The sequence below is a fragment of the Streptomyces sp. NBC_01476 genome (assembly GCF_036227265.1).
Taxonomy (GTDB): domain Bacteria; phylum Actinomycetota; class Actinomycetes; order Streptomycetales; family Streptomycetaceae; genus Actinacidiphila.
The window spans coordinates 5,110,457-5,130,605 of sequence record NZ_CP109446.1 but is presented as its reverse complement, the minus strand read 5'-3'; the positions used below and the strand labels follow the sequence as shown (position 1 = coordinate 5,130,605).

Annotated in this window: 21 protein-coding genes; 8 read left to right on the top strand and 13 right to left on the bottom strand. The window is 72.3% G+C overall.

What is annotated here, in order from left to right:
• Window positions 1-41: 41 nt before the first annotated feature.
• Window positions 42-1,496, top strand: coding sequence for a MocR-like pyridoxine biosynthesis transcription factor PdxR (gene pdxR / locus OG552_RS22485; RefSeq protein WP_329135684.1), 1,455 nt, complete (start codon window positions 42-44; stop codon window positions 1,494-1,496).
• 66 nt (window positions 1,497-1,562) lie between these two features.
• On the opposite strand, the gene OG552_RS22480 is transcribed toward pdxR, so the two are convergent.
• Window positions 1,563-1,997 (bottom strand): ATP-binding protein, encoded by a 435-nt coding sequence (locus OG552_RS22480; RefSeq protein WP_329135682.1) that lies wholly within the window; start codon window positions 1,995-1,997, stop codon window positions 1,563-1,565.
• A 223-nt stretch (window positions 1,998-2,220) separates the two neighbouring features.
• On the opposite strand from OG552_RS22480, the gene OG552_RS22475 reads away from it, so the two are divergent.
• Genes OG552_RS22475 through OG552_RS22465 form a run of 3 tightly spaced genes read left to right on the top strand, consistent with a single transcriptional unit; the run spans window position 2,221 to window position 3,497 of the window.
• Window positions 2,221-3,060, top strand: coding sequence for a helix-turn-helix domain-containing protein (locus OG552_RS22475; protein ID WP_329135680.1), 840 nt, complete (start codon window positions 2,221-2,223; stop codon window positions 3,058-3,060).
• On the top strand, window positions 3,036-3,257 hold the full coding sequence (locus tag OG552_RS22470; RefSeq protein ID WP_329135678.1) for a DUF397 domain-containing protein: 222 nt from the start codon (window positions 3,036-3,038) through the stop codon (window positions 3,255-3,257). Before OG552_RS22475 ends, OG552_RS22470 begins: the two co-directional genes overlap by 25 nt.
• 18 nt (window positions 3,258-3,275) lie before the next feature.
• Window positions 3,276-3,497, top strand: a complete 222-nt coding sequence (locus OG552_RS22465; protein WP_329135676.1) for a DUF397 domain-containing protein — start codon at window positions 3,276-3,278, stop codon at window positions 3,495-3,497.
• 156 nt (window positions 3,498-3,653) lie between these two features.
• Here OG552_RS22465 and OG552_RS22460 read toward each other — a convergent pair whose 3' ends face one another.
• From OG552_RS22460 to OG552_RS22430, 7 genes are all read right to left on the bottom strand, one after another.
• Window positions 3,654-4,166 carry a DUF6879 family protein gene (locus OG552_RS22460; RefSeq protein ID WP_329135674.1) on the bottom strand — a complete coding sequence of 171 codons (513 nt, stop codon included), beginning with the start codon at window positions 4,164-4,166 and terminating at the stop codon, window positions 3,654-3,656.
• Window positions 4,144-4,350: a hypothetical protein gene (locus OG552_RS22455; protein ID WP_329141000.1), complete on the bottom strand. Its 207-nt coding sequence runs from the start codon at window positions 4,348-4,350 to the stop codon at window positions 4,144-4,146. Before OG552_RS22455 ends, OG552_RS22460 begins: the two co-directional genes overlap by 23 nt.
• A 16-nt stretch (window positions 4,351-4,366) precedes the next feature.
• Complete coding sequence (locus OG552_RS22450; protein WP_329132414.1) at window positions 4,367-5,443, bottom strand: IS630 family transposase; 1,077 nt, start codon at window positions 5,441-5,443, stop codon at window positions 4,367-4,369.
• A gap of 350 nt (window positions 5,444-5,793) precedes the next feature.
• Window positions 5,794-6,783 (bottom strand): malate dehydrogenase, encoded by a 990-nt coding sequence (locus tag OG552_RS22445; protein ID WP_329135672.1) that lies wholly within the window; start codon window positions 6,781-6,783, stop codon window positions 5,794-5,796.
• A gap of 426 nt (window positions 6,784-7,209) precedes the next feature.
• Window positions 7,210-8,067 (bottom strand): helix-turn-helix domain-containing protein, encoded by an 858-nt coding sequence (locus OG552_RS22440; protein WP_329135670.1) that lies wholly within the window; start codon window positions 8,065-8,067, stop codon window positions 7,210-7,212.
• A 150-nt stretch (window positions 8,068-8,217) separates the two neighbouring features.
• On the bottom strand, window positions 8,218-8,706 hold the full coding sequence (locus tag OG552_RS22435; RefSeq protein ID WP_329135668.1) for a DUF3017 domain-containing protein: 489 nt from the start codon (window positions 8,704-8,706) through the stop codon (window positions 8,218-8,220).
• On the bottom strand, window positions 8,696-9,571 hold the full coding sequence (locus OG552_RS22430) for a bifunctional methylenetetrahydrofolate dehydrogenase/methenyltetrahydrofolate cyclohydrolase (protein ID WP_329135664.1): 876 nt from the start codon (window positions 9,569-9,571) through the stop codon (window positions 8,696-8,698). The genes OG552_RS22435 and OG552_RS22430 overlap by 11 nt, the downstream gene beginning before the upstream one ends.
• Before the next feature lie 275 nt (window positions 9,572-9,846).
• Here OG552_RS22430 and OG552_RS22425 point away from each other — a divergent pair, with 275 nt between their 5' ends.
• The gene (locus OG552_RS22425) at window positions 9,847-10,572 is read left to right on the top strand and encodes an RDD family protein (protein WP_329135662.1); all 726 of its coding nucleotides are present in this window, start codon (window positions 9,847-9,849) and stop codon (window positions 10,570-10,572) included.
• Between the two features lie 117 nt (window positions 10,573-10,689).
• Here OG552_RS22425 and purH read toward each other — a convergent pair whose 3' ends face one another.
• Both purH and purN read right to left on the bottom strand, forming a co-directional pair.
• On the bottom strand, window positions 10,690-12,261 hold the full coding sequence (gene purH, locus OG552_RS22420) for a bifunctional phosphoribosylaminoimidazolecarboxamide formyltransferase/IMP cyclohydrolase (protein ID WP_329135660.1): 1,572 nt from the start codon (window positions 12,259-12,261) through the stop codon (window positions 10,690-10,692).
• Window positions 12,258-12,890 carry a phosphoribosylglycinamide formyltransferase gene (gene purN, locus OG552_RS22415; protein WP_329140998.1) on the bottom strand — a complete coding sequence of 211 codons (633 nt, stop codon included), beginning with the start codon at window positions 12,888-12,890 and terminating at the stop codon, window positions 12,258-12,260. The genes purH and purN overlap by 4 nt, the downstream gene beginning before the upstream one ends.
• Before the next feature lie 379 nt (window positions 12,891-13,269).
• Between purN and OG552_RS22410 the strand changes: the two genes are divergently transcribed.
• The gene (locus OG552_RS22410; protein WP_329135657.1) at window positions 13,270-14,208 is read left to right on the top strand and encodes a hypothetical protein; all 939 of its coding nucleotides are present in this window, start codon (window positions 13,270-13,272) and stop codon (window positions 14,206-14,208) included.
• Window positions 14,209-14,309: 101 nt separating this feature from the next.
• Window positions 14,310-15,098, top strand: a complete 789-nt coding sequence (locus OG552_RS22405) for a ferritin-like domain-containing protein (RefSeq protein ID WP_329135655.1) — start codon at window positions 14,310-14,312, stop codon at window positions 15,096-15,098.
• 249 nt (window positions 15,099-15,347) lie between these two features.
• Here the strand turns inward: OG552_RS22405 and OG552_RS22400 are convergent, their stop codons facing one another.
• Window positions 15,348-16,934, bottom strand: coding sequence for a cell division protein PerM (locus tag OG552_RS22400; protein WP_329135653.1), 1,587 nt, complete (start codon window positions 16,932-16,934; stop codon window positions 15,348-15,350).
• A gap of 134 nt (window positions 16,935-17,068) precedes the next feature.
• On the opposite strand from OG552_RS22400, the gene OG552_RS22395 reads away from it, so the two are divergent.
• Complete coding sequence (locus tag OG552_RS22395) at window positions 17,069-17,893, top strand: hypothetical protein (protein WP_329135651.1); 825 nt, start codon at window positions 17,069-17,071, stop codon at window positions 17,891-17,893.
• A gap of 168 nt (window positions 17,894-18,061) precedes the next feature.
• Here OG552_RS22395 and sucD read toward each other — a convergent pair whose 3' ends face one another.
• The gene (sucD, locus tag OG552_RS22390) at window positions 18,062-18,946 is read right to left on the bottom strand and encodes a succinate--CoA ligase subunit alpha (RefSeq protein ID WP_329135649.1); all 885 of its coding nucleotides are present in this window, start codon (window positions 18,944-18,946) and stop codon (window positions 18,062-18,064) included.
• A 21-nt stretch (window positions 18,947-18,967) separates the two neighbouring features.
• Window positions 18,968-20,140: an ADP-forming succinate--CoA ligase subunit beta gene (sucC, locus tag OG552_RS22385; protein WP_329135647.1), complete on the bottom strand. Its 1,173-nt coding sequence runs from the start codon at window positions 20,138-20,140 to the stop codon at window positions 18,968-18,970.
• Window positions 20,141-20,149: the final 9 nt, after the last annotated feature.

Genomic DNA, 20,149 nt, shown 5'->3' with positions numbered 1-20,149 from the left:
GCTAGTCAGCAAGTGGCTCTCCCCCGTGGTCCACTTGCCCCATGAACGACTGGGCCACTTCCGCCGCCGGAACCCCCGACCGCACCGCCGGCCACGACCTGCTGCTCGACCTCGCCGGCACCCGTTCCCGCGCCGCCCTGGAGACGGCCCTGCGGGAGGCCGTACGCGACGGCCGCCTCACCCCGGGCACCCGGCTGCCGTCCAGCCGGGTCCTGGCCCACGACCTCGGCCTGGCCCGCAACACGGTCGCCGACGCGTACGGCCAGCTCGTCGCCGAGGGCTGGCTGACCGCGCGTCAGGGCTCTGGCACGACGGTCGCGCCGCGCCCGGAGGCACCGCCCGCCGCCCACCGGCGGCCCGGGGCGCCGCACGTGCCGCCGGCCGTGGGCCCCGATCTCGTACCGGATCCGACCGGCCTGCCGTACTCGCTGTGGCCCGGCTCCCCCGACCTGTCCGCCTTCCCCCGCACCGCCTGGTCGGCCGCGGCCCGCCGGGCGCTGACCGCGGCCCCCAGCGAGGCGTTCGGCTACTCCGACCCGCGGGGCCGCCCCGAACTGCGCACCGCCCTTGCCGCCTATCTCGCCCGGGTCCGCGGGGTGCGCGCGGACCCCGAACACCTGGTGATCTGCACCGGATACGTACAGGCCGTGGGGATCCTGGCCCGGGTGCTGTACGGCCGCGGCGCCCGCCGGATCGGCGTGGAGACGCTGGGTTTCCCGGACACCGGCACCCTGCTGCGGACGGCCGGGCTGCGGACCGTGCCGCTGCCGCTGGACGAGGACGGCGCCCGGCTCACCGACCTCGGGCCCGGCCTGGACGCGCTGCTGCTCACCCCGGCTCACCAGTTCCCGACCGGGGTACAACTCTCCCCGCAGCGGCGGACCGCCGTCGCCACATGGGCGCGGACCACCGGCGGGCTGGTGATCGAGGACGACTACGACGGGGAGTTCCGCTACGACCGGCAGCCGGTGGGAGCGCTGCAGGGACTCGCGCCCGGCCATGTGGTCTACGCCGGGACCGCAAGCAAGAGCCTGGCGCCGGGGCTGCGGCTGGCCTGGATCACCGTGCCGCCGGAGCTGCTGCGGGCGGTGGTCCGGGAGAAGCGGCTGGCCGACCACCACACGCCGGTCATCGACCAGTTGACGCTCGCGGAGTTCCTGACCTCGGGGGCATACGACCGGCACGTGCGGCGGATGCGGCTGCGTTACCGCGGGCGCCGCGACCGTCTGGTGGCCGCGCTGGCCGAGCGCGCCCCCCGCGTCCGCGTCTCGGGCATCGCGGCCGGCCTGCACGCGGTCCTCGAACTGCCCCCGGAGGCGCCCGGACTGCCCACCCTCCTGTCCCGCGCCCGCGACCGCGGCCTCGCCGTCTCCACCCTCACCACCTTCGGTGCTCCGCCCACCGCACCACCCGCCCTGGTGATCGGCTACGGCTCCCCGCCGGAACACGCTTTCGCCCGCGCGCTGGACCTCCTCTGCGATCTCCTGGCCTCCTGACCCCGGGCGGCTCCGCGCGGGGTCAGGGCGTCGTGCCGGGTCCGAGCGTCGTGCCGGGTCCGGGACTCAGGCCGGGTCCGGGCCGACGCGGGCCCAGATGAACTTCCCGGCCGCGGCGGCGCCTTCACGCGGGGCCCGGGAGCGGACCCCCCACCGCCCCTGGGTGAGGGTGTCCACCAGGGTCAGGCCGCGCCCGCTCTCGTCGTGCGGTCCTGCCTCCCGCACGGCGGGGACCCGGGAGTCCGCGTCGTGGATCTCGATGTCGAGGCCGCCCTCGGCGGTCTGCTGGTACCGGGTCTCGATCAGCCGGCCGGGGACATCCGCGTGCTGTAAGGCGTTGGTCACCAGTTCGGAGACGACCAGCTCGGCGGCATCGGTGAGCTTGCCGAGATCCCACCGGTCGAGCACACCCCGGAGGTGCTGCCGGGCGTCACGTACCGATCGGGGGTCCATCGGCCAACTGCGGACCACCATCGGGGCGGCCGGGGGTGCTTGCTTCATGGGTGGCTCGTTCCGTGATCGCATTCTGAGCTTTTGGAGACAAGGGTGGGGTCATTGCTCCTACGATCAACAGGGGTGAGCCATTGCCGTCCAAACGGGCAATTGAACCGGGTGCCCGGCGGTGGCGTCGCCGTGGAACGCACCGGTGGGCGCGCCCAACCGCCCCTGGTGACCAGGCGGTTGCCCGGCGGTCGGACAACGGGAGAAGGGTGCGGGTGTTCGCATGAGCGGAAGTGATGACGACGAGGTCTCGGCACGGGTGGTGCTGCGCACCGAGCTGACACGGCAGCGGGAGCGAGCGGGTTGGACGCTGGCGGAGCTCTCCGAGCGGACCAAGTACGACGGCTCGTACCTGCAACGCCTGGAAAAAGGCGACCGTTTCGGCTCCCTCGACGCGGTCGGCGTCCTCGACCGGGTGTACGGGACGGGTGAACTCCTCAGCCGCCTCTGGCGATTGGCCAAACGCGAGGCGGGCCAGAGCCGTTACCAGGGCTTCGCGGACCTGGAGGCCGAGGCGACGGGTATCCACGAGTTCAGCGTCAGCACCGTCCCGGGGCTGCTGCAGACGAAGAGGTACGCCGAGGAGTTGCTGCGGGCGGACGCTCCCGACAGTGAGGAACTACTGGTCGAGCAGGTGCTGGGCCGTGTCAATCGACAGCACCGTCTCACCGGGCCGAAGCCCTTGCACTACCGGGGCCTGCTGGACGAGTCGGTGATCCGGCGTCCGGCACAGGATCCGGATGTGTGGGCGGAACAGCTTGGGCGACTGATCCAAGCGACACAGCAACCGAACATCTCGCTTCAAGTCGTGCCCTTCCGAGCCGGCCTACACAACCTCCTGGGGAGTTCTCTCCAGTTCCTGTGGCTGCCGAGCGGGCGGATGGTCGCCTACGTGGAGAGCACCTGGAGCGGTCAACTCGTGGAGGAAACTGAGGAGGTGGAGCACCTCCGGTTGTCCTACGATCGACTCAGAGACTCTGCCTTGTCCGCGTCCGGGTCTCTCGAACTGCTGCGAACCGCGCTGGAGGACCACACGTCATGCACAGCCCCAGACCAGACCTGAGCGCTGCCGAGTGGCGCAAGTCCTCGTACAGCGGTAACGCGCAGGCCGACAGCTGTGTCGAGGTCGCCGACGGGTTCCCCGGCATTGTCCCGGTCCGCGACTCCAAAGACCCCCATGGCCCCGCCCTCATCTTCCCCGCACCCAGCTGGTCCGCCTTCATCAACGAGGTGAAAGCCGACCGCCTCCCCACCGCCTGACCACCCGAGGGATACAGAATGTCCAACCCGAGATTCGACCTGAGCGACGCCGTATGGCGGAAGTCGTCCTACAGCGGTGGCGCGGACCCGGACAGCTGTGTCGAGGTCGCCGACGGGTTCCCCGGCATCGTCCCGGTCCGCGACTCCAAAGACCCCCACGGCCCCGCCCTCATCTTCCCCGCACCCAGCTGGTCCGCCTTCATCAACGAGGTGAAAGCCGACCGCCTCCCCATCATCTGACCGAACAAAAAACCAAACGAGGGCCCCGCGGTCCGTGGGGCGGATCCTTGGGGTCCTCGCAAAGCCTGATGGCCTATGTGTGTTCCGAGCGCCTTACGGGCTTCTTGGACGCTCGATGACGGCGATGTCATGTCGTTGCGGCGGCGCTCTGAACCGTCAGGTCAGCTCGAACTCGGCGTGTGGCGTCGCCCGCTTCCACACAGCCTCGAAAGCGGACTCGCAGAGCTTCGCCACTTCCGGGTCCTCGGTGCTCTCCATCGCCGTGCTCTCACCCTCCCCGTCGAAGTGGTTGACGAGCACGAGGCTGGAGTCGAACAGCCAGAAGTCGTTACCGGGAAGGGCGAGGGACGTTGCGTCGCGCCGCGCGAGCCAGCGCACGGCTTCACCGGCAGCGATGTTCAGCCCGTCCGTCACGTCGTACTCGAAGCGGATGTACTCGCTGACCGGTGTCGAAACGACACGGGCACGGCGGACTTCAACACCCCGCGAGACGGCCTCTGTCACGAGGCTCAGCCAGTCCCCCCAGCGCTCAGCCGGGTCGACAGCCTTGCCGGCCTTCCAGTCGATGAACGAGGGGTCCGACTTCATGTAGGCGTCGCGCATCTCCAGATGGACAGCCGTCCTCCGGCAGTCGCGGAAGAGCTCCTCAAACGTCGGGGTCCTCGTCATCTTTCTTCACCTCCGGGCCGGCATCTTTGGCACCCTGATCCATCTCCAGAAAGAACTGCACCATGTGCCGGGGGATCTCCACGACCGACTCATGGCCGGGGACGTCCATCTGAACAAGGCGCTCGACGTCCTCCACCTTCCATCCCTGCACGAGGTAGCTGTCCTTCTCCTCGTCCAGGTAGATGGTGGGAGAGTTACCGCTAGTGTCGCGTGAATGAAGTCCTTGGACGTTTAGGTGTGGCGTGTTCGAGGATTTCGTCGGCGGTTTTGGTCCATGCGAAGGGCTGACAGCGGTCGTTGTAGGCGTCGATGTAGCGGCGGATGGCGTCGGTGAGGTCGGGGACGGAAGTGAAGGTGCCGCGGCGTATGGCCTGGCGGGTGATGATGCCGAAGAAGATCTCCACCAGGTTCAGCCACGAGCAGGAGGTGGGGGTGAAGTGCAGGGTGATCCGGGGGTTCTTCGCCAGCCAGGCCTTCACGCGGGGGTGCTTGTGGGTGGCGTAGTTGTCGGCGACCACGTGCAGTTTCACCCTCGGGTGGGCTTTGGCGACCTGCTTGAGGAAGCGGAGGAACTCGTCGTTGCGGTGCCGGTCGTAACAGGCGTCCGCGGTGATCTTCCCGGTGGCGACCTCCAGGGCCGCGAACAGCGTGGTGGTGCCGTGGCGGACGTAGTCGTGGGTGCGGCGCTCGGCCAGCCCTGGCCGCACCGGCAGCATCGGCGCTGTCCGGTCCAGCGCCTGGATCTGCGATTTCTCATCGACGCAGACCACCACCGCTTTCTCCGGCGGGGCCAGATACAGCCCCACCACATCGCGGACCTTCGCCTCGAGTTCCGGGTCGGTGGAGAACTTGAACGTCTCGCTCCGCCAGGGCTGGATCTTCCACTTCCGCCACACCTTGGCCACCGCGACGTTGGACAGACCCAGTTCGGCGCCGAGCAGCCGGGACGACCAGTGGGTCACGCCGAGCCGGTCCGGCGGACCCTCCAGGGTCCGCACCACCACTTCGGCCTCGTCCACCGTGCCGGGCCGGCCCGACCGCGGCCGGTCCTCCAGCCCGGCAAGGCCGGCCGAACGGTACCGGCCCCGCCAGGTGACGACCGTCTGCCGGGACAGCTCCAACCGCCGCGCGATCTCGGTGTTCGAGGCGCCCTCCGCGGCAAGGAGCACGATCCGGGCCCGCGTCACCAGCCCCGACGGGGACGACGGCGAGCGGACCCACGAACGCAAGACCTCACGGTCCGCATTGGCGACGGCCAACGGCAGGGCGACAGGCATACGCCATTCAACCGCACTTCCAGCCACCGTCCAAGGACTTCATTCACGCGACACTAGGACTCTCCGGGTCCTTGCCGAGCTTACGCAGGGACATGACGCCCTCCTCGTGTGCCGGTAGCGAACTCTGTGCCACAGCTTGACCGCGACCGTGCCGTGGAGCGAGGAACTTGCCGGAACTTGCCACGGCTTCGGGGCCGGCCGTGGATCAGGGGCAGGTTGCTCCTGCGCTGACCCGTGCCTTCAACGCCCCGGAAAACACGATCCCCGCGACTCCCTGAACTCCAGGATGTCGCGGGGATCGGTGGAACCCGCCTGGTGGACGGCGGGGCCCTTTCCGTTTGGGCGGGGGGTCAGATCAGGCCGAGGGCGCGGACGGCCTCGCGCTCGTCCTCGAGTTCCTTGACGGACGCGTCGATCCGCGCCCGCGAGAACTCGTTGATCTCCAGGCCCTGGACGATCTCGTAGGACCCGTCCTTCGTGGTGACCGGGAAGGAGGAGATCAGGCCGGCCGGGACGCCGTAGGAGCCGTCGGAGACGATGCCCATGGAGGTCCAGTCGCCGTCCGCGGTGCCGTTGACCCAGGTGTGGACGTGGTCGAGGGCGGCGGACGCGGCCGACGCGGCCGAGGAGGCGCCGCGGGCCTCGATGATCGCCGCGCCGCGCTTCGCCACGGTCGGGATGAAGGTGTCGGCCAGCCACTGCTCGTCGTTGACGACCTCGGCCGCGTTCTTGCCGGCCACCTCCGCGTGGAAGATGTCCGGGTACTGGGTGGCGGAGTGGTTGCCCCAGATGGTGAGCCGCTTGATGTCGGTGACGGCCGCGCCGGTCTTCTTCGCGAGCTGCGCGATCGCCCGGTTGTGGTCGAGGCGGGTCATCGCGGTGAAGCGGTCCGCGGGGACGTCGGGGGCGGCGGCCTTCGCGATCAGCGCGTTGGTGTTCGCCGGGTTGCCGACCACCAGCACCTTGATGTCGTCGGCCGCGTTGTCGTTGATCGCCTTGCCCTGCGGCTTGAAGATGCCGCCGTTCGCCGAGAGGAGGTCACCACGCTCCATGCCGGCGGTGCGCGGGCGCGCGCCGACCAGGAGGGCCACGTTGGCGCCGTCGAAGGCGGCGTTCGGGTCGTCGGTGATGTCGATGCCCCGCAGCAGCGGGAACGCGGCGTCGTCGAGTTCCATGGCGGTGCCCTCGGCGGCCTTGAGGCCCTGCGGGATCTCCAGCAGCCGGAGGTTCACCGGCACGTCCGCGCCGAGCAGGTGGCCCGAGGCGATACGGAAGAGGAGGGCGTAGCCGATCTGGCCGGCCGCTCCGGTGACGGTGACGTTGACGGGAGTGCGAGTCATGCCTTCTCCTGGCCTTTTCCTGCTGCGGGTAACTGGTCGCCCCGGCAGTGACCCAGGCGGCCCCTAACGTGGTTCTCTCGGCGTCAAGAGAGCCATCCGTCAGGTTATCGCGCGCGGCCGCCCCCGTTCCCGCCCGGCGGTGTGGCAACGGTCACCGCTGCCCCACGGGCGGCGGCAGCGGCACGCTCTCGGCAGCCGCCGCGGCCGGCGAAGCCCCTCGGCCACGGCCGGCAACCGACCCCCCACAGCCGCCGGCAAGCGTCAGCGGCAGCCTCCCAGCGGGCGCGGCCGAGGGAGACTGCCGCGGCGGCCGGCGACCTCCACCCGCACCTCCACCCGCACCGGCACACGCACCGGCACCCGCACCGGCACACGCACCGGCACCCGCCAGGCCGCAGGAACGATTCCGCTTGACCGGCGGAGCCATCAGATGCACAGGCCCAGCAGTTCGATCAGGCAGTTCCTGGTCGGGGTCGGGGTGGGTGCCGCCGTGGTCGGCGAAGGGGTGGCCGGCGTGCTGCCGGGCGGAGCCGAGGGCGCGCCCGGCCCGCCGGTGGCGGACGGTGAGGGCGCGGCGCTGCCGGGGCCCGCGGCCGGCCCCGTGCTGCTCCCGCCGGGCGGGCGCGTGGCCGGTGGCGAGGCGGTGCCCATCGCGGACGGCTGGTCGCCGGCCGCCGGTCCCGTACGCGCGTCGCCGGCGGACGCCCCCGGGGAAGCAGGACCACCGGACGCGCCCGGCCTGCCGGAAGCCGGCCCGGGTGACCCGTCAGGCGCCCTGGACCCGCCCGGCGCCACCCCGGACGTGGCGACCGGTCCGCTCGGCGTCGGCTCGGCGTTCCCCGCCGGGGACCGCCCACCCGGGCTCGATCCGGCGGTCAGCATCACCGCGACCAGCGCGACGGCCGCCAGCACACCGGCGGTCACCAGGAGCAGCAACCGGCGTCTGCGACCGGGCAGACCCTCTTCCGCGCCCAGCGGGTCGAGCGGGTCCGGGTACGGCAGCGGTTTCCCGCGCCCCCGCTCCCCGGCGGTCTCCGCGAGCCGCCACAGCGCGCGGACCCGGTCGTAATCGGCACCGCTGGCCTGGGCCAGCACCTCCACCGCGTCCAGCGGCGGCAACTGCCGCCCGGACAGGACGCGTTGCCAGGTCTCCACGGACTGCGCGGTCTTCGCGGCGAGCCCCGGCACGGTCAGCCCGCTGCGGTCCTTCATCCGCCGTACCTGCGTGACGAACCGCCGCATGTCCAGCGGGATGCGGTCCGCCAACGGCTCCCATTGCCCCACGCCGCACCCCTCACGTCCTTCGACACCACTTCCGGGGCAACGTTAGAACGCCAGTGCCCTGCCCGGAGGACTTTCCGGGCAGGGCACCACAGACCACGTGCGAGGTGATAAAGGACCACCGGAGAACGCGCCCCCCGACGGAAGACCCCGCTACCGCACCGAGAAGTGGATGATGTCCTCCAGGAACGGGACCCGGATCAGCGGATCGGGCTGCGCCATCAGCGCCAGCAGGACGATCGCCAGGCCCAGCACGCCGTACGTGAGCACGTCGGTGAACCGGCTGCGGACCGCCAGCATCCCGACCTTCGCCAGACCCCAGCGCAGCCCCGCGCCGGCCAGCAGCGAGGCGCCGATCACCAGGGTGCCGGGCCGGAAGGAGCCGGTGGCGGTGATGATCAGACCGATCGCCACGCCGAGCACGACCAGCAGGATCGGCCACTGCCTGGCCGGCCCGGGCGCGTCGTCGCCGCCCGCAGGACCCGCGCCCTCGGGGCGCGGCGTGCTGGTGGTGACCGCCGGACGCCCGCCCGGCTGACGCGGGTCACGGGCGTGCCGCCACGCCGGCTCGGGCGACCGCCAGGCCGGTTCCTCCGCGGGGGACGACGACGTCGGGTCGGCCCCGGCTGCCTCAGCCGACATGGACGACCCCCTCGCCGGTCAGCCGCTCGGCCGCCTCCACCACGTTCAGCAGCAGCATCGCCCGGGTCATCGGCCCGACACCGCCCGGGTTGGGCGACAGCCAGGCCGCCACCTCGGCCACCCCGGGATGGACGTCGCCGACGATCTTGCCGTTCTCGTCCCGGCTGACGCCGACATCGAGGACGGCCGCGCCCGGCTTGACGTCCTCCGGCTTGACGATGTGCGGCACGCCCGCCGCGGCCACGATGATGTCCGCCTGCTTCAACAGCCCCGACAGATCCCGGGTGCCGGTGTGGCAGAGCGTCACCGTGGCGTTCTCCGACTTGCGGGTGAGCAGCAGGCCGATCGACCGCCCGACCGTGACGCCGCGCCCGACCACCACCACATGGGCGCCGGCCACGGCCACGCCGTGGCGCCGCAGCAGCTCCACGATGCCGTTGGGCGTGCAGGGCAGCGGCGCGCGCTCGTTGAGCACCAGCCGGCCCAGGTTCATCGGGTGCAGTCCGTCGGCGTCCTTGGCCGGCTCGATCAGCTCCAGTACCCGGTTGGTGTCGATGCCCTTGGGCAGCGGCAGCTGGACGATGTAGCCGGTGCACTCCGGGTTCTCGTTCAGCTCGCGGACCACCGCCTCGATCTCCGCCTGGGAGGCGGTGTCCGGCAGTTCGCGCTGGATGGAGGCGATGCCCACCTGGGCGCAGTCGCGGTGCTTGCCCGCGACGTACCACTTGCTGCCCGGGTCGTCGCCGACCAGCAGGGTGCCGAGGCCCGGGGTGATGCCGCGGGCCCTGAGAGCCACGACCCGGGCGATCAGTTCTGACTTGATCGCGGCCGATGTGGCCTTGCCATCGAGAATCTGGGCGGTCATGCGTCCATCTTCGCGGATCGGGCCCGCGCCGGACCAATCCGCCCGGCCAGTGCGCCCGGCCGGTGCACCCGCCGCCCGACCGATCCGCCCGGGCCGGTCCGCCCGCCGCCCGACCGGACCGGACGGCTCCGCGTACAGGGCACCTTTGACCCTTGCGCCCGCCCGGTCCTGGGCCGGACGATGTCCCGCGTCCCCTGATGTCTCCGCTCGTCCGACCAGGCCCGTTACGTCCGCGTACGCACCTGTCCGTCCCGTCCCCGCGAAGGAAACAGCCCGTGAGCCAGCCACCCGGTCCTCCGAACCCCTACGGCGACCAGCCGCCACCGCAGCAGCCGTACGGCTATCCGCAGCAGCCCCCGTACCCGCAGGGGCCGGGACCGTACGGACAGCAGCCGCCGCAGCAGCCGTACGGCTATCCGCAGGGCGGCTTCCCGCAGCAGGCCGGTTATCCGCAGGCGGCCGGGTACGGCGGTTACGGATACGGTCAGGCGCCGGGCGGACCGCTGCCCGGGATGCCGCCGCTGGCGAGCTGGGGCGCCCGGCTGGGCGCGTTGCTGCTCGACGGGCTGATCGTGATGCTGATTCCCGGCGGCCTGCTGTCGGCCGGCTACATCCAGTGGGTCTCCAAGCTGGTGGACAGCGTCGACCAGTGCGACAAGCTCGGCATATCCAGCGAGAACTGCCCGACCCCGCACCCGTCCGGCGGTTCGCTGACGCTGATCGGGATCGGCGCCGTGCTGAGCCTGATCGCCGGCCTCTGGCTCGCCTACCGCGAGGGCAAGACCGGGCAGACCCCCGGCAAGCGCATCGCCGGCATCCGGCTGCTCAAGGAGTACGACGGCTCGGCCCTGGGCTTCGGCCTCGCCTTCGGCCGCCGGCTGCTGCACGTCCTGGACTCGATGGCCTGCTACCTCGGCTGGCTGTGGCCGCTGTGGGACGCCAAGCACCAGACCTTCGCCGACAAGATCGTCAAGAGCGTGGTCGTCAAGGACCAGACCTGACCGCTGCGCCGGCGTGGCGTACGAAGGCCGGGCTCCCGCTTCCGGGGGCCCGGCCTTCACGCGTCCCTACGGCGCTCGGTCCGGCGTCCGTGAGGTGTCCGTCCGGCGCCCGTGCGGTCAGTGGAAGAAGTGCCGCGTGCCGGTGAAGTACATCGTCACGCCGGCCTTCCGCGCCGCCTCGACGACCGCCTCGTCACGGATCGAACCGCCCGGCTGGGCAACGGCCCTGACCCCCGCGGCGGTCAGCACCTCCAGCCCGTCGGGGAAGGGGAAGAACGCGTCGGAGGCCGCGTACGACCCCGCCGCCCGCTCGGCACCCGCCCGCTCCACCGCGAGCTTCGCCGAGTCCACCCGGTTGACCTGGCCCATGCCGACGCCGACCGTGGCGCCGTCCTTCGCCAGCAGGATCGCGTTGGACTTCACCGCGCGGCAGGCCCGCCAGGCGAAGGCGAGGTCGGCCAGTCCGGCGGCGGGCAGCGCCTCGCCGGTGGCGAGCGTCCAGGTCGCCGGGTCGTCGCCCTCGGCCTGCAGCCGGTCCTTGACCTGGACCAGCGCGCCGCCCTCGATCGGCCGGTACTCGGTGGTGCTCGCGGGCGCGTCCGGGCAGACCAGCACCCGGATGTTCTTCTTGCGGGCCAGCACCTCGACGGCGCCGTCCTCGTAACCGGGGGCGACGATCACCTCGGTGAAGATCTCCGCGACCTGCTCGGCCATCGCCACCGACACCGGACGGTTCACCGCGATGACCCCGCCGAACGCGGAGAGCGGGTCACAGGCGTGCGCCTTGCGGTGTGCCTCGGCCACATCGGCGCCGACCGCGATCCCGCACGGGTTGGCGTGCTTGATGATCGCCACGCACGTCTCGTCGTGGTCGTACGCGGCCCGGCGGGCGGCCTCGGTGTCGACGTAGTTGTTGTACGACATCTCCTTGCCGTGCACCTGCTCCGCGCCGGCCAGCCCGGTGCCGGTGCCGTCGGTGTAGATCGCCGCGCCCTGGTGCGGGTTCTCGCCGTAGCGCAGGGTGTTCTGCCGGGTGTACGTCACGCCGGCGAAGTCCGGGAAGGCGCTCTCACCGTCGGCCGCGTAGCCGCCTGCGAACCAGGAGGCCACCGTCACGTCGTAGGCGGCGGTGTGCTGGAACGCCTCGGCCGCCAGCCGCTTGCGGGTGGCCAGGTCGAAGCCGCCGTCCTTGACCGCGGCGAGCACGTCCGGGTAGCGGGCCGGGCTGGTGACGATCGCCACCGAGGGGTGGTTCTTGGCGGCGGCGCGGACCATCGAGGGGCCGCCGATGTCGATCTGCTCCACGCACTCGTCGTCGCTGGCGCCCGAGGCGACCGTCTCGCGGAACGGGTAGAGGTTGCAGACGACCAGCTCGAACGGCCGGATGTCCAGCTCCTCCAGCTGCCGCCGGTGGTCCTCCAGACGCAGGTCGGCGAGGATGCCGGCGTGCACCCGCGGGTGCAGCGTCTTGACCCGGCCGTCCAGGCACTCAGGGAAGCCGGTCAGCTCCTCGACCTTGGTGACGGGCACGCCCGCGGCGGCGATCCGCCCGGCGGTCGATCCGGTGGAGACCAGCTCCACGCCGGCCTCGTGCAGGCCGCGGGCCAGCTCCTCCAGACCGGTCTTGTCGTAGACGCTGACCAGCGCGCGCCGGATGGGACGCTTGCCGTGGGTGTCTTCGGCGCTCATGCCGGGATCCGTACCTTTCGTCCTTCGATGCGGTAGCCGTCGCGCGACAGCCGCCCAACTACGTCGACGAGCAGTCCTCGCTCGACGTCCTTGATGCGCTCGTGGAGCGCTTCCTCCGTGTCGTCCGGCCGGATCTCCACCACGCCCTGGGCGATGACCGGTCCGGTGTCCACGCCGTCGTCGACGAAGTGGACGGTGCACCCGGTCACCTTCGCGCCGTAGGCGAGCGCGTCACGCACGCCGTGCGCACCGGGGAAACTCGGCAGCAGCGCGGGGTGGGTGTTGATGAACCGCCCGCCGAACCTGGCCAGGAACTCCCGGCCGACGATCTTCATGAAGCCCGCCGAGACCACCAGATCGGGGTCGAAGGCCGCGGTGGCCTCGGCCAGCGCGAGGTCCCAGGCGGCCCGGTCTTCGTGGTCCTTGACGCGCACCACGAAGGTGGGCAGCCCGGCGGCTTCGGCCCTGCCGAGACCGGCGATGCCGTCGCGGTCGGCGCCGACCGCGACGATCGTGGCACCGTAGGAGGGGTCGGCGCCGATGGCGTCGAGCAGGGCCTGCAGATTCGTACCGGAACCGGAGACGAGGACGACGAGGCGAGCGGGAGTACGGGCGGCCACGGGCGGGATTCTCTCGGTTTCTGGGACTCTGGGGCGCGGGGACAACGGCGGGCGGGCGGATCGTGACATCAATCTGCGGGCCGCGGGGAGGCGCTACGAGAACGCGGATCGGTTACGGCTCGGCTCGGGTCTGGCTGGCGTGCGCTTCGTGTGCGATCGTTTTCGGAGGATCGTACGAGGCGGGGGCCGCTCGGATTCCGGGGAACCCTACGAGACCGCCGACCGTCAGCAACGATACCGGCACTCCGGACGGCCCCCGCGGGACGGGGGAGCGCGCGGGCGGTAGCGTCTGCCAGAAGACCAGTGCCCTGTGCACCGGTCGGGCAGGCCGGTACGGAGCGAACAGCAGGCGACAACCGGGTACATCAGAGGAGTCGAGCCCAAGGGGATGGCGCATCACATCATGAGCAGCGGCCGTATTCACATCGTGCTGCGCGCGCCCGAGGGCGATCAGCGGGACAACCCGTTCGCGCCGCCGCCCGCGGGGGCGCCGGACCGTCCGTGGCAGCCGCGCGGGCCGGAGGACTCCGGTTCCGGCGACCAGGGTGGCCGGCAACAGGGGCAGGACGGCCAGGGTCAGGGGCAGGGTCACGGTCAAGGTCACGGCGGTCAGGACGGCCAGGGTGGTCAAGGTCACGGCCAGGAGGGTCAGGGCGGCCACGGCGGCCACGGCCCCGACGTGCACAGCGGCCACGACCACAGCCAGGCGCCCTGGGCGCACGGCGGCCCCCCGGACCCCAACAACCCGCCGCCCCCGCCGCCCTCCTGGGGCAGCCAGTGGAGCAACCGGCAGCCGCAGTCCGGGCGTCCCGACCCCTTCGCCCGCCGCCCGGAGCAGGGCCCGACCGGACCCCAGGGCACCGGACCGAAGTTCGACCCCACCGACCCGGCGCACCGGCGGTCCCGCTACGCGCTGATCTGCGGCGGCTGGGGCCTGATCTTCGGACTGGTCGGCTGGACCCCGGTGGCGCTGCTGCTCGGGGCGCTGGCCCTCTACTGGGGGATCAGCGCGCTGCGGATGTCCCCCGAGGACCGGGCCAAGGCCCGCGCGGCCACCGCGTCGGCGCTGGCCGACGCCGCCCAGAGCCCGCGTCCGGCGCCACCGGCCCCGGGGCCCGACGCCCAGCGGTCGTTCCTCACCGCGGCCTGGGCCGGGATCATCACCAGCGCGGTGGCACTGGCGATCGTCGCTTCCACGTACGCCTTCCAGCTGGCCTACCGGGACTACTACACCTGCCGGTCGGACGCGCTGACCTCACCGGCCGCGCACGCCTGCCAGAAACTGCTGCCGAGCCCGCTCCGGGACCTCCCCGCCTTCCACAACTGAGCGCTGCGCGGGGCTCCCGGGTTGCGAGCTGCTCCGGGTCGGTTTTGACTCGTGATCGCACACAGTGTGCGTACGGTCACCGGCGGAAGGGAGCACACGCGATGCTGTCGGCGCGCGGTCTGTTCACGGAGATCCTGGAGAACGACGACTCCTTCGCGCTCTTCTGCTCCATCGCGGCGAGCGGGGAGACACAGGGCGGCTGGGAGAACGGCCGGATCGCGGCGCTGGTGCCCGCGTCCCAGCGGGAGATGGCGCCGAAGATCGCCCGGCACGGGGCGGACGAGGACAAGCACGGGCGGATCTTCATGGCCCTGCTCCGCAAGCGCGGCCTCGAACCGGTGCCGGTGCCGACGGACACGGACTACACGATGCTGCTGGAGCGGGCCGGGATCGGGCTCACGCACACGCGGCTCCGCGCCGACCAGGCGCTCAGCGAGGACGACGTCGTCACGTATCTCGCGCACAGCCGGGTCACCGAGCAGCGGGCGTCGGAGCAGATGCGGCTGCTTCTCAAGCACTTCGCGGACCACCCCGACATCGGGCGGGCGGTCCGGGCGATCTCCCGCGACGAGGACAACCACCTCGCGTACTGCCACGAGGAGCTGCTCCGCCTGGCCCGGGCCGGCCACGGCCGCGCGATCCACGCCACGCTGCGGGCCTGCGCGCTGGCGGAGATCCGCATCTACCGCGAGGTCAGCATCGCCGTGATGGCCCACATGGCCCGCGTCCTCGGCTGGCCCGCCTGGAAGTCCGCGGTCATCCGCTCCGCCATCCGCGCGACCTACGCCTACGAGCGGGCGATCGGCCACCACCGCATGACGACCCTCACCCTCCCCACCCACAACCTCAACGCCCTCGGCACCCCCACCCCCGCCCCCGCCACCCCCTGACCCACCCGCCAGAGGCGCGCCCCGAAGGGGCGCGAAGAACTGCGCGCCCAGCCACAACGCACCCGCACATGCCCACCCCCCGGCAAGGGGGCGCCCCGAAGGGGCGCTGGGGGTCCCCCCGGACGAAGTCTGGGGGCGGAACTGCGCGCCCAGCCACAGCGGAACCCGCAGATACCTACCCCCCCGGCAGGGGGCGCCCCGAAGGGGCGCGAGGAACTGCGCGACAAGCCACAACGCACCCGCAGACCGTCACCCACCAGCCGGGGCACCCCCTCCCGCATCCGGCCCCTCCGCAGGAGCCGGCGGGAACGGCGGAAGCGGCGGCAGCGCCGGCCCAGCCGGCCACGGCAGAGGGTCGGTGAGCGGCGGCAACGGATGCAAGGGCACGTCATCCGGCTCCGCACGGAGACCCCCCTCCGTACGGACACCCCCCTCCGATCGCACCGTCACCCGGCGACCGCGCCGGAGGCGAAACCGCGCCAGGCGAGCCCACCACTCACGCTCGGAACGCGCGAGCGAAACGCGAACCGCCGGAGCGAGCCGAACCGCCGGCGCGAGCGAACCCGCCAGCGCGAGCGAACCCGCAACGCCAAGCACCCACACGGCCGCCGCCGCCCCGGCCACCCACCAGACCGGCCCGAAAGACGCCAGCCGGGAAACCCCGAGCGCCCCACCGGACCACGCGGCGAGCGTCGCGAAGGCCACCCCCGTGAAGAGCGCCGCCATCCCGGCCACCCGAACCGTACGCACCACCCCCCACCCGAGCCGCCCCAGCCGCCACCCCACCAGGCACGCCGCAGCGAACGGCACCGCAAGGGTCACCCACCCGGCCCATCCCCCCGCCCCCTCCCCCGCCCGCGGCAGCGCCGAAAGCAGCGGGAACTGCGGCAGCACCCCGTACCCCGACGCCCCCCACGGCGCCACCACACTGCCCGCCCCCACGGAAAACCCCGCCCCGAGCGCGTAACTCGCCCCCCACACCGCCAGGTTCGGCACCAGCGCCATCGCGATCAGCAACACCGCCACCTGCCCCGCGAAGGGCCCGCTGAGCTGCGTGTACGCCCGCCCGGAGAAGCCTGAGTGCCACGCCAGCGACACCCCGCCGACCAGTGCCCCGCCGCCGACCAGCACCCCCACCGCGACCCCAGCGGCCCGCAGCGCGGCCACCGCCTCGACCACGTACCGCCGCTCCACCCGCGGCACCCGCACCCACCCGGCGAGCGCGGGCCGCCCGCACCCCGTCCACGCGCCGCACCCGGCCGCGCCGGCCGCGAAGAGCGGGACGTACAGCGCGGTCGGCAGCGCGACGCGCACCGCGCCGCCCACCGCGTAGGAGACCGCCGGCACGGCCACCGAGACGTATCCCGCCAGTGCCCACCCGGCCAGCACCGCCGCCTCCCTGACCACTTCCGGCCTCGCCCCCGCTCCCGCCCTGGCCACCGCCGACGAAAGCGCGGAGGAGACCGCTGACGACGTCCCCCGGTACAGCAGCCACGCCGGCAGCGCGCTGAGCAGCAGCGGTGTCAGCGCGACCGGGGCGGGGTCGCCGGAGAGCGTGTCGGTCCTGACGAGTTCCGCACCCTGCGCGAGCAGCCACAGGCCCGCGCCCACGTGCAGCGCCCCGGTCAGCCCGCTGTCGGGGTAGGGCGACGCGATCCACAGCAGCAGGACGACCGCGGTCGGCACGGCGAGCCCGAGGACCGCCGCGGCCGCTCCCCCGGCGGCGGCCGTCACCCGCGCGGTGGAGCGGCGCGAGTGGGCGCCGGGGCGTTCGGTGGCGGGGCCGGGGACCTGAGCGGGGTCGGTGAGGTGCGTCACGCCGACCCATGCTGTCAAGAACACCTGATACGTCCCGGTAACAAGCGAAAGACCGTCGTGTCGCGCAATATGTGCGCTATGTGTCTTTTTCCCGGACCAGGGGGCGCCCGGCGGTACGAGGCCCGCCGGCCGACGTCGACGGCGGCCCTCCGGTGACCGCCCGCAAGGCACCCGCCGAGGCCGCGCCCGCGGGACCCGCGTCGGCTTCGGGGCGGGCCGGCGGCGCTGCCGGAAAGGCAGCCGGCGCGTCCGTTTCCGGGCGGGAGCGGCCCGCGTGGACCGCGGAGGCCGCTTTTGACCTGCTGTACGTGCGGTCGGCGGGGCCGTTGCGGCGGCAGATCGAGCTGCTCACCGGGGACCCCGGCTTCGCCCGCCACGCCGTCGCTCACGCCTTCGACCTGGCGTGGCAGCGGTGGCCCGAAGTGGCGCGGGACAGTGACCCGGTGGGCTGGGTGCGGGCCGTGGCGCACGCGTTCGCGCTCGCGCCCTGGCATCGGTGGACGCCGGGGCCGCGCCCCCGGCCCCGCACCCCGCAGGACCCGCTGGAGGCGGCACTGCTCGACCTGCCACCGGTCCGCCGCCGGGCCGTACTGCTCCACGACGGCCTCGGCCTCCCGCTGCCGCAGACCGCCGCCGAGGTCGAGGCCGGCACCCTGTCGGCCGCCGGACGGGTCGCCCTGGCCCGGGAGGCGCTCACCGAGGCCGTACCGGAACTGGCCGACGGCGTACCGGCCCGGCTCAGCGCCCTCCTGGAACCCGCGGCCGAGCCCCCGGACGCACCCGGGGACGCACCCGGGGACATCCGCGACGCCAGCGAACGCGGGGTACGGCGCCGTACGGTCGGCGCCTTCGCGCTGACCGGGCTGATCGCGGTCCTCACCACGCTGGCCGTCGCGCTCGGCCCCGCGCACGGGATCCACCCGCACGACCCCGGCCCGGACGTACCGCCCGCCGCCAAGCCGGTCCGCGACCGCTGACCGCCGCCGGTGACCGACCCCGCGGGGCCCAGCGAAAAGGCCCGGCGAAAGGCGCGGCACGGGCACGGCGAAAGGGCGGCGAAAGGCGCGGCACAGGCACGGCGAAAAGGCGCGCGCCCGCTCCCCCGGAGGGAACGGGCCCGCGCCTTGTCAGCCGGTGGCCTCGCGTCAGCCCGCGAGGATCGCCCGCGCGAGGCGCGCCGTCTCGGACGGCGTCTTGCCGACCTTGACGCCCGCCGCCTCCAGGGCCTCCTTCTTCGCCTGGGCGGTGCCGGAGGAGCCGGAGACGATGGCGCCCGCGTGGCCCATCGTCTTGCCCTCGGGCGCGGTGAAGCCCGCCACGTAACCGACGACCGGCTTCGTCACGTTCTTCTCGATGAAGGCCGCGGCCCGCTCCTCCGCGTCGCCGCCGATCTCACCGATCATCACGATCAGGTCGGTGTCAGGGTCCGCCTCGAACGCGGCCAGCGCGTCGATGTGGGTGGTGCCGATGATCGGGTCACCGCCGATGCCGACCGCCGAGGAGAAGCCGATGTCCCGCAGCTCGTACATCATCTGGTACGTCAGCGTGCCGGACTTCGACACCAGGCCGATCCGGCCCGGCTTGGTGATGTCACCGGGGATGATGCCCGCGTTGGACTGACCGGGCGTGATCAGGCCGGGGCAGTTCGGGCCGATGATCCGGGTCTTGTTCCCCTTGGCCTGGGCGAGCGCCCAGAACGCGGCGGTGTCGTGGACGGCGACGCCCTCGGTGATGACGACCGCGAGCGGGATCTCGGCCTCGATGGCCTCGACCACCGCGTCCTTGGTGAACTTCTCCGGGACGAAGATCACGGTCACGTCCGCGCCGGTGGCCTCGATGGCCTCCTGCACGGAGCCGAAGACCGGTACGTCACCCTGCTCGAAGGTGACCGTGGTGCCGGCCTTGCGCGGGTTGACGCCGCCGACGATGTTGGTGCCGTCGGCGAGCATCAGGGTGGTGTGCTTCAGGCCGGTGGCGCCGGTCATGCCCTGGACGATGACCTTGCTGTCCTTGGTCAGGAAGATAGCCATGGTTGTCTCTGTCCTCTTCCCTTACTTCGCAGCCAGCTCGGCGGCCTTGTCGGCCGCGCCGTCCATGGTGTCCACGCGCTGCACCAGCGGGTGGTTGGCGTCGGACAGGATCTTGCGACCCAGCTCCGCGTTGTTGCCGTCGAGCCGCACGACCAGCGGCTTGCTGACCTCTTCGCCCTTGGAGGCGAGCAGTGCCAGCGCCTGCACGATGCCGTTGGCGACCTCGTCACAGGCGGTGATGCCGCCGAAGACGTTGACGAACACGGACTTGACATCCGGGTCGCCCAGGATGATCTCCAGGCCGTTCGCCATCACCTCGGCGGACGCTCCGCCGCCGATGTCGAGGAAGTTGGCGGGCTTGACCCCGCCGTGCGCCTCACCTGCGTACGCGACGACGTCCAGGGTGCTCATCACGAGACCCGCGCCGTTGCCGATGATGCCGACCTCGCCGTCGAGCTTGACGTAGTTGAGGCCCTTGGCCTTGGCCTTCGCCTCCAGCGGGTTCGCGGCGGCCTTGTCCTCCAGCGCCTCGTGCCCGGGCTGCCGGAAGGCGGCGTTCTCGTCCAGCGAGACCTTGCCGTCGAGCGCGACGATCTTGCCCTCGCCGGTCTTGACCAGCGGGTTGACCTCGACCAGCAGGGCGTCTTCCTTGACGAAGACGGTCCACAGCTGCTGCAGCACATCGGCGACCTGGTCGGCGATGTCGGCCGGGAACTTCGCCGCGGCGACGATCTCGGCGGCCTTCTCGGGGGTCACGCCCTCCAGCGCGTCGACCGGGACCTTGGCGAGCGCGTCGGGGTTCTCCTCGGCGACGATCTCGATCTCCACGCCGCCCTCGACCGAGGCCATCGCGAGGAAGGTCCGGTTGGTGCGGTCGAGCAGGAAGGAGACGTAGTACTCCTCCTTGATGTCCGCGGTCTCCGCGAGCATCACCTTGTGGACCGTGTGGCCCTTGATGTCCATGCCGAGGATGGCGTCGGCCTTGGCCACCGCGTCGGCCGGGTCGGCGGCGAGCTTCACACCGCCGGCCTTGCCACGGCCACCCACCTTGACCTGCGCCTTGACGACCGCACGGCCGCCGAGTCGCTCCGCCACGGCGCGCGCCGCCTCAGGCGTCTCGATGACTTCACCGGCCAGCACCGGTACACCGTGCTTGGCGAAGAGATCCCTCGCCTGGTACTCGAACAGGTCCACGCGCGTCCG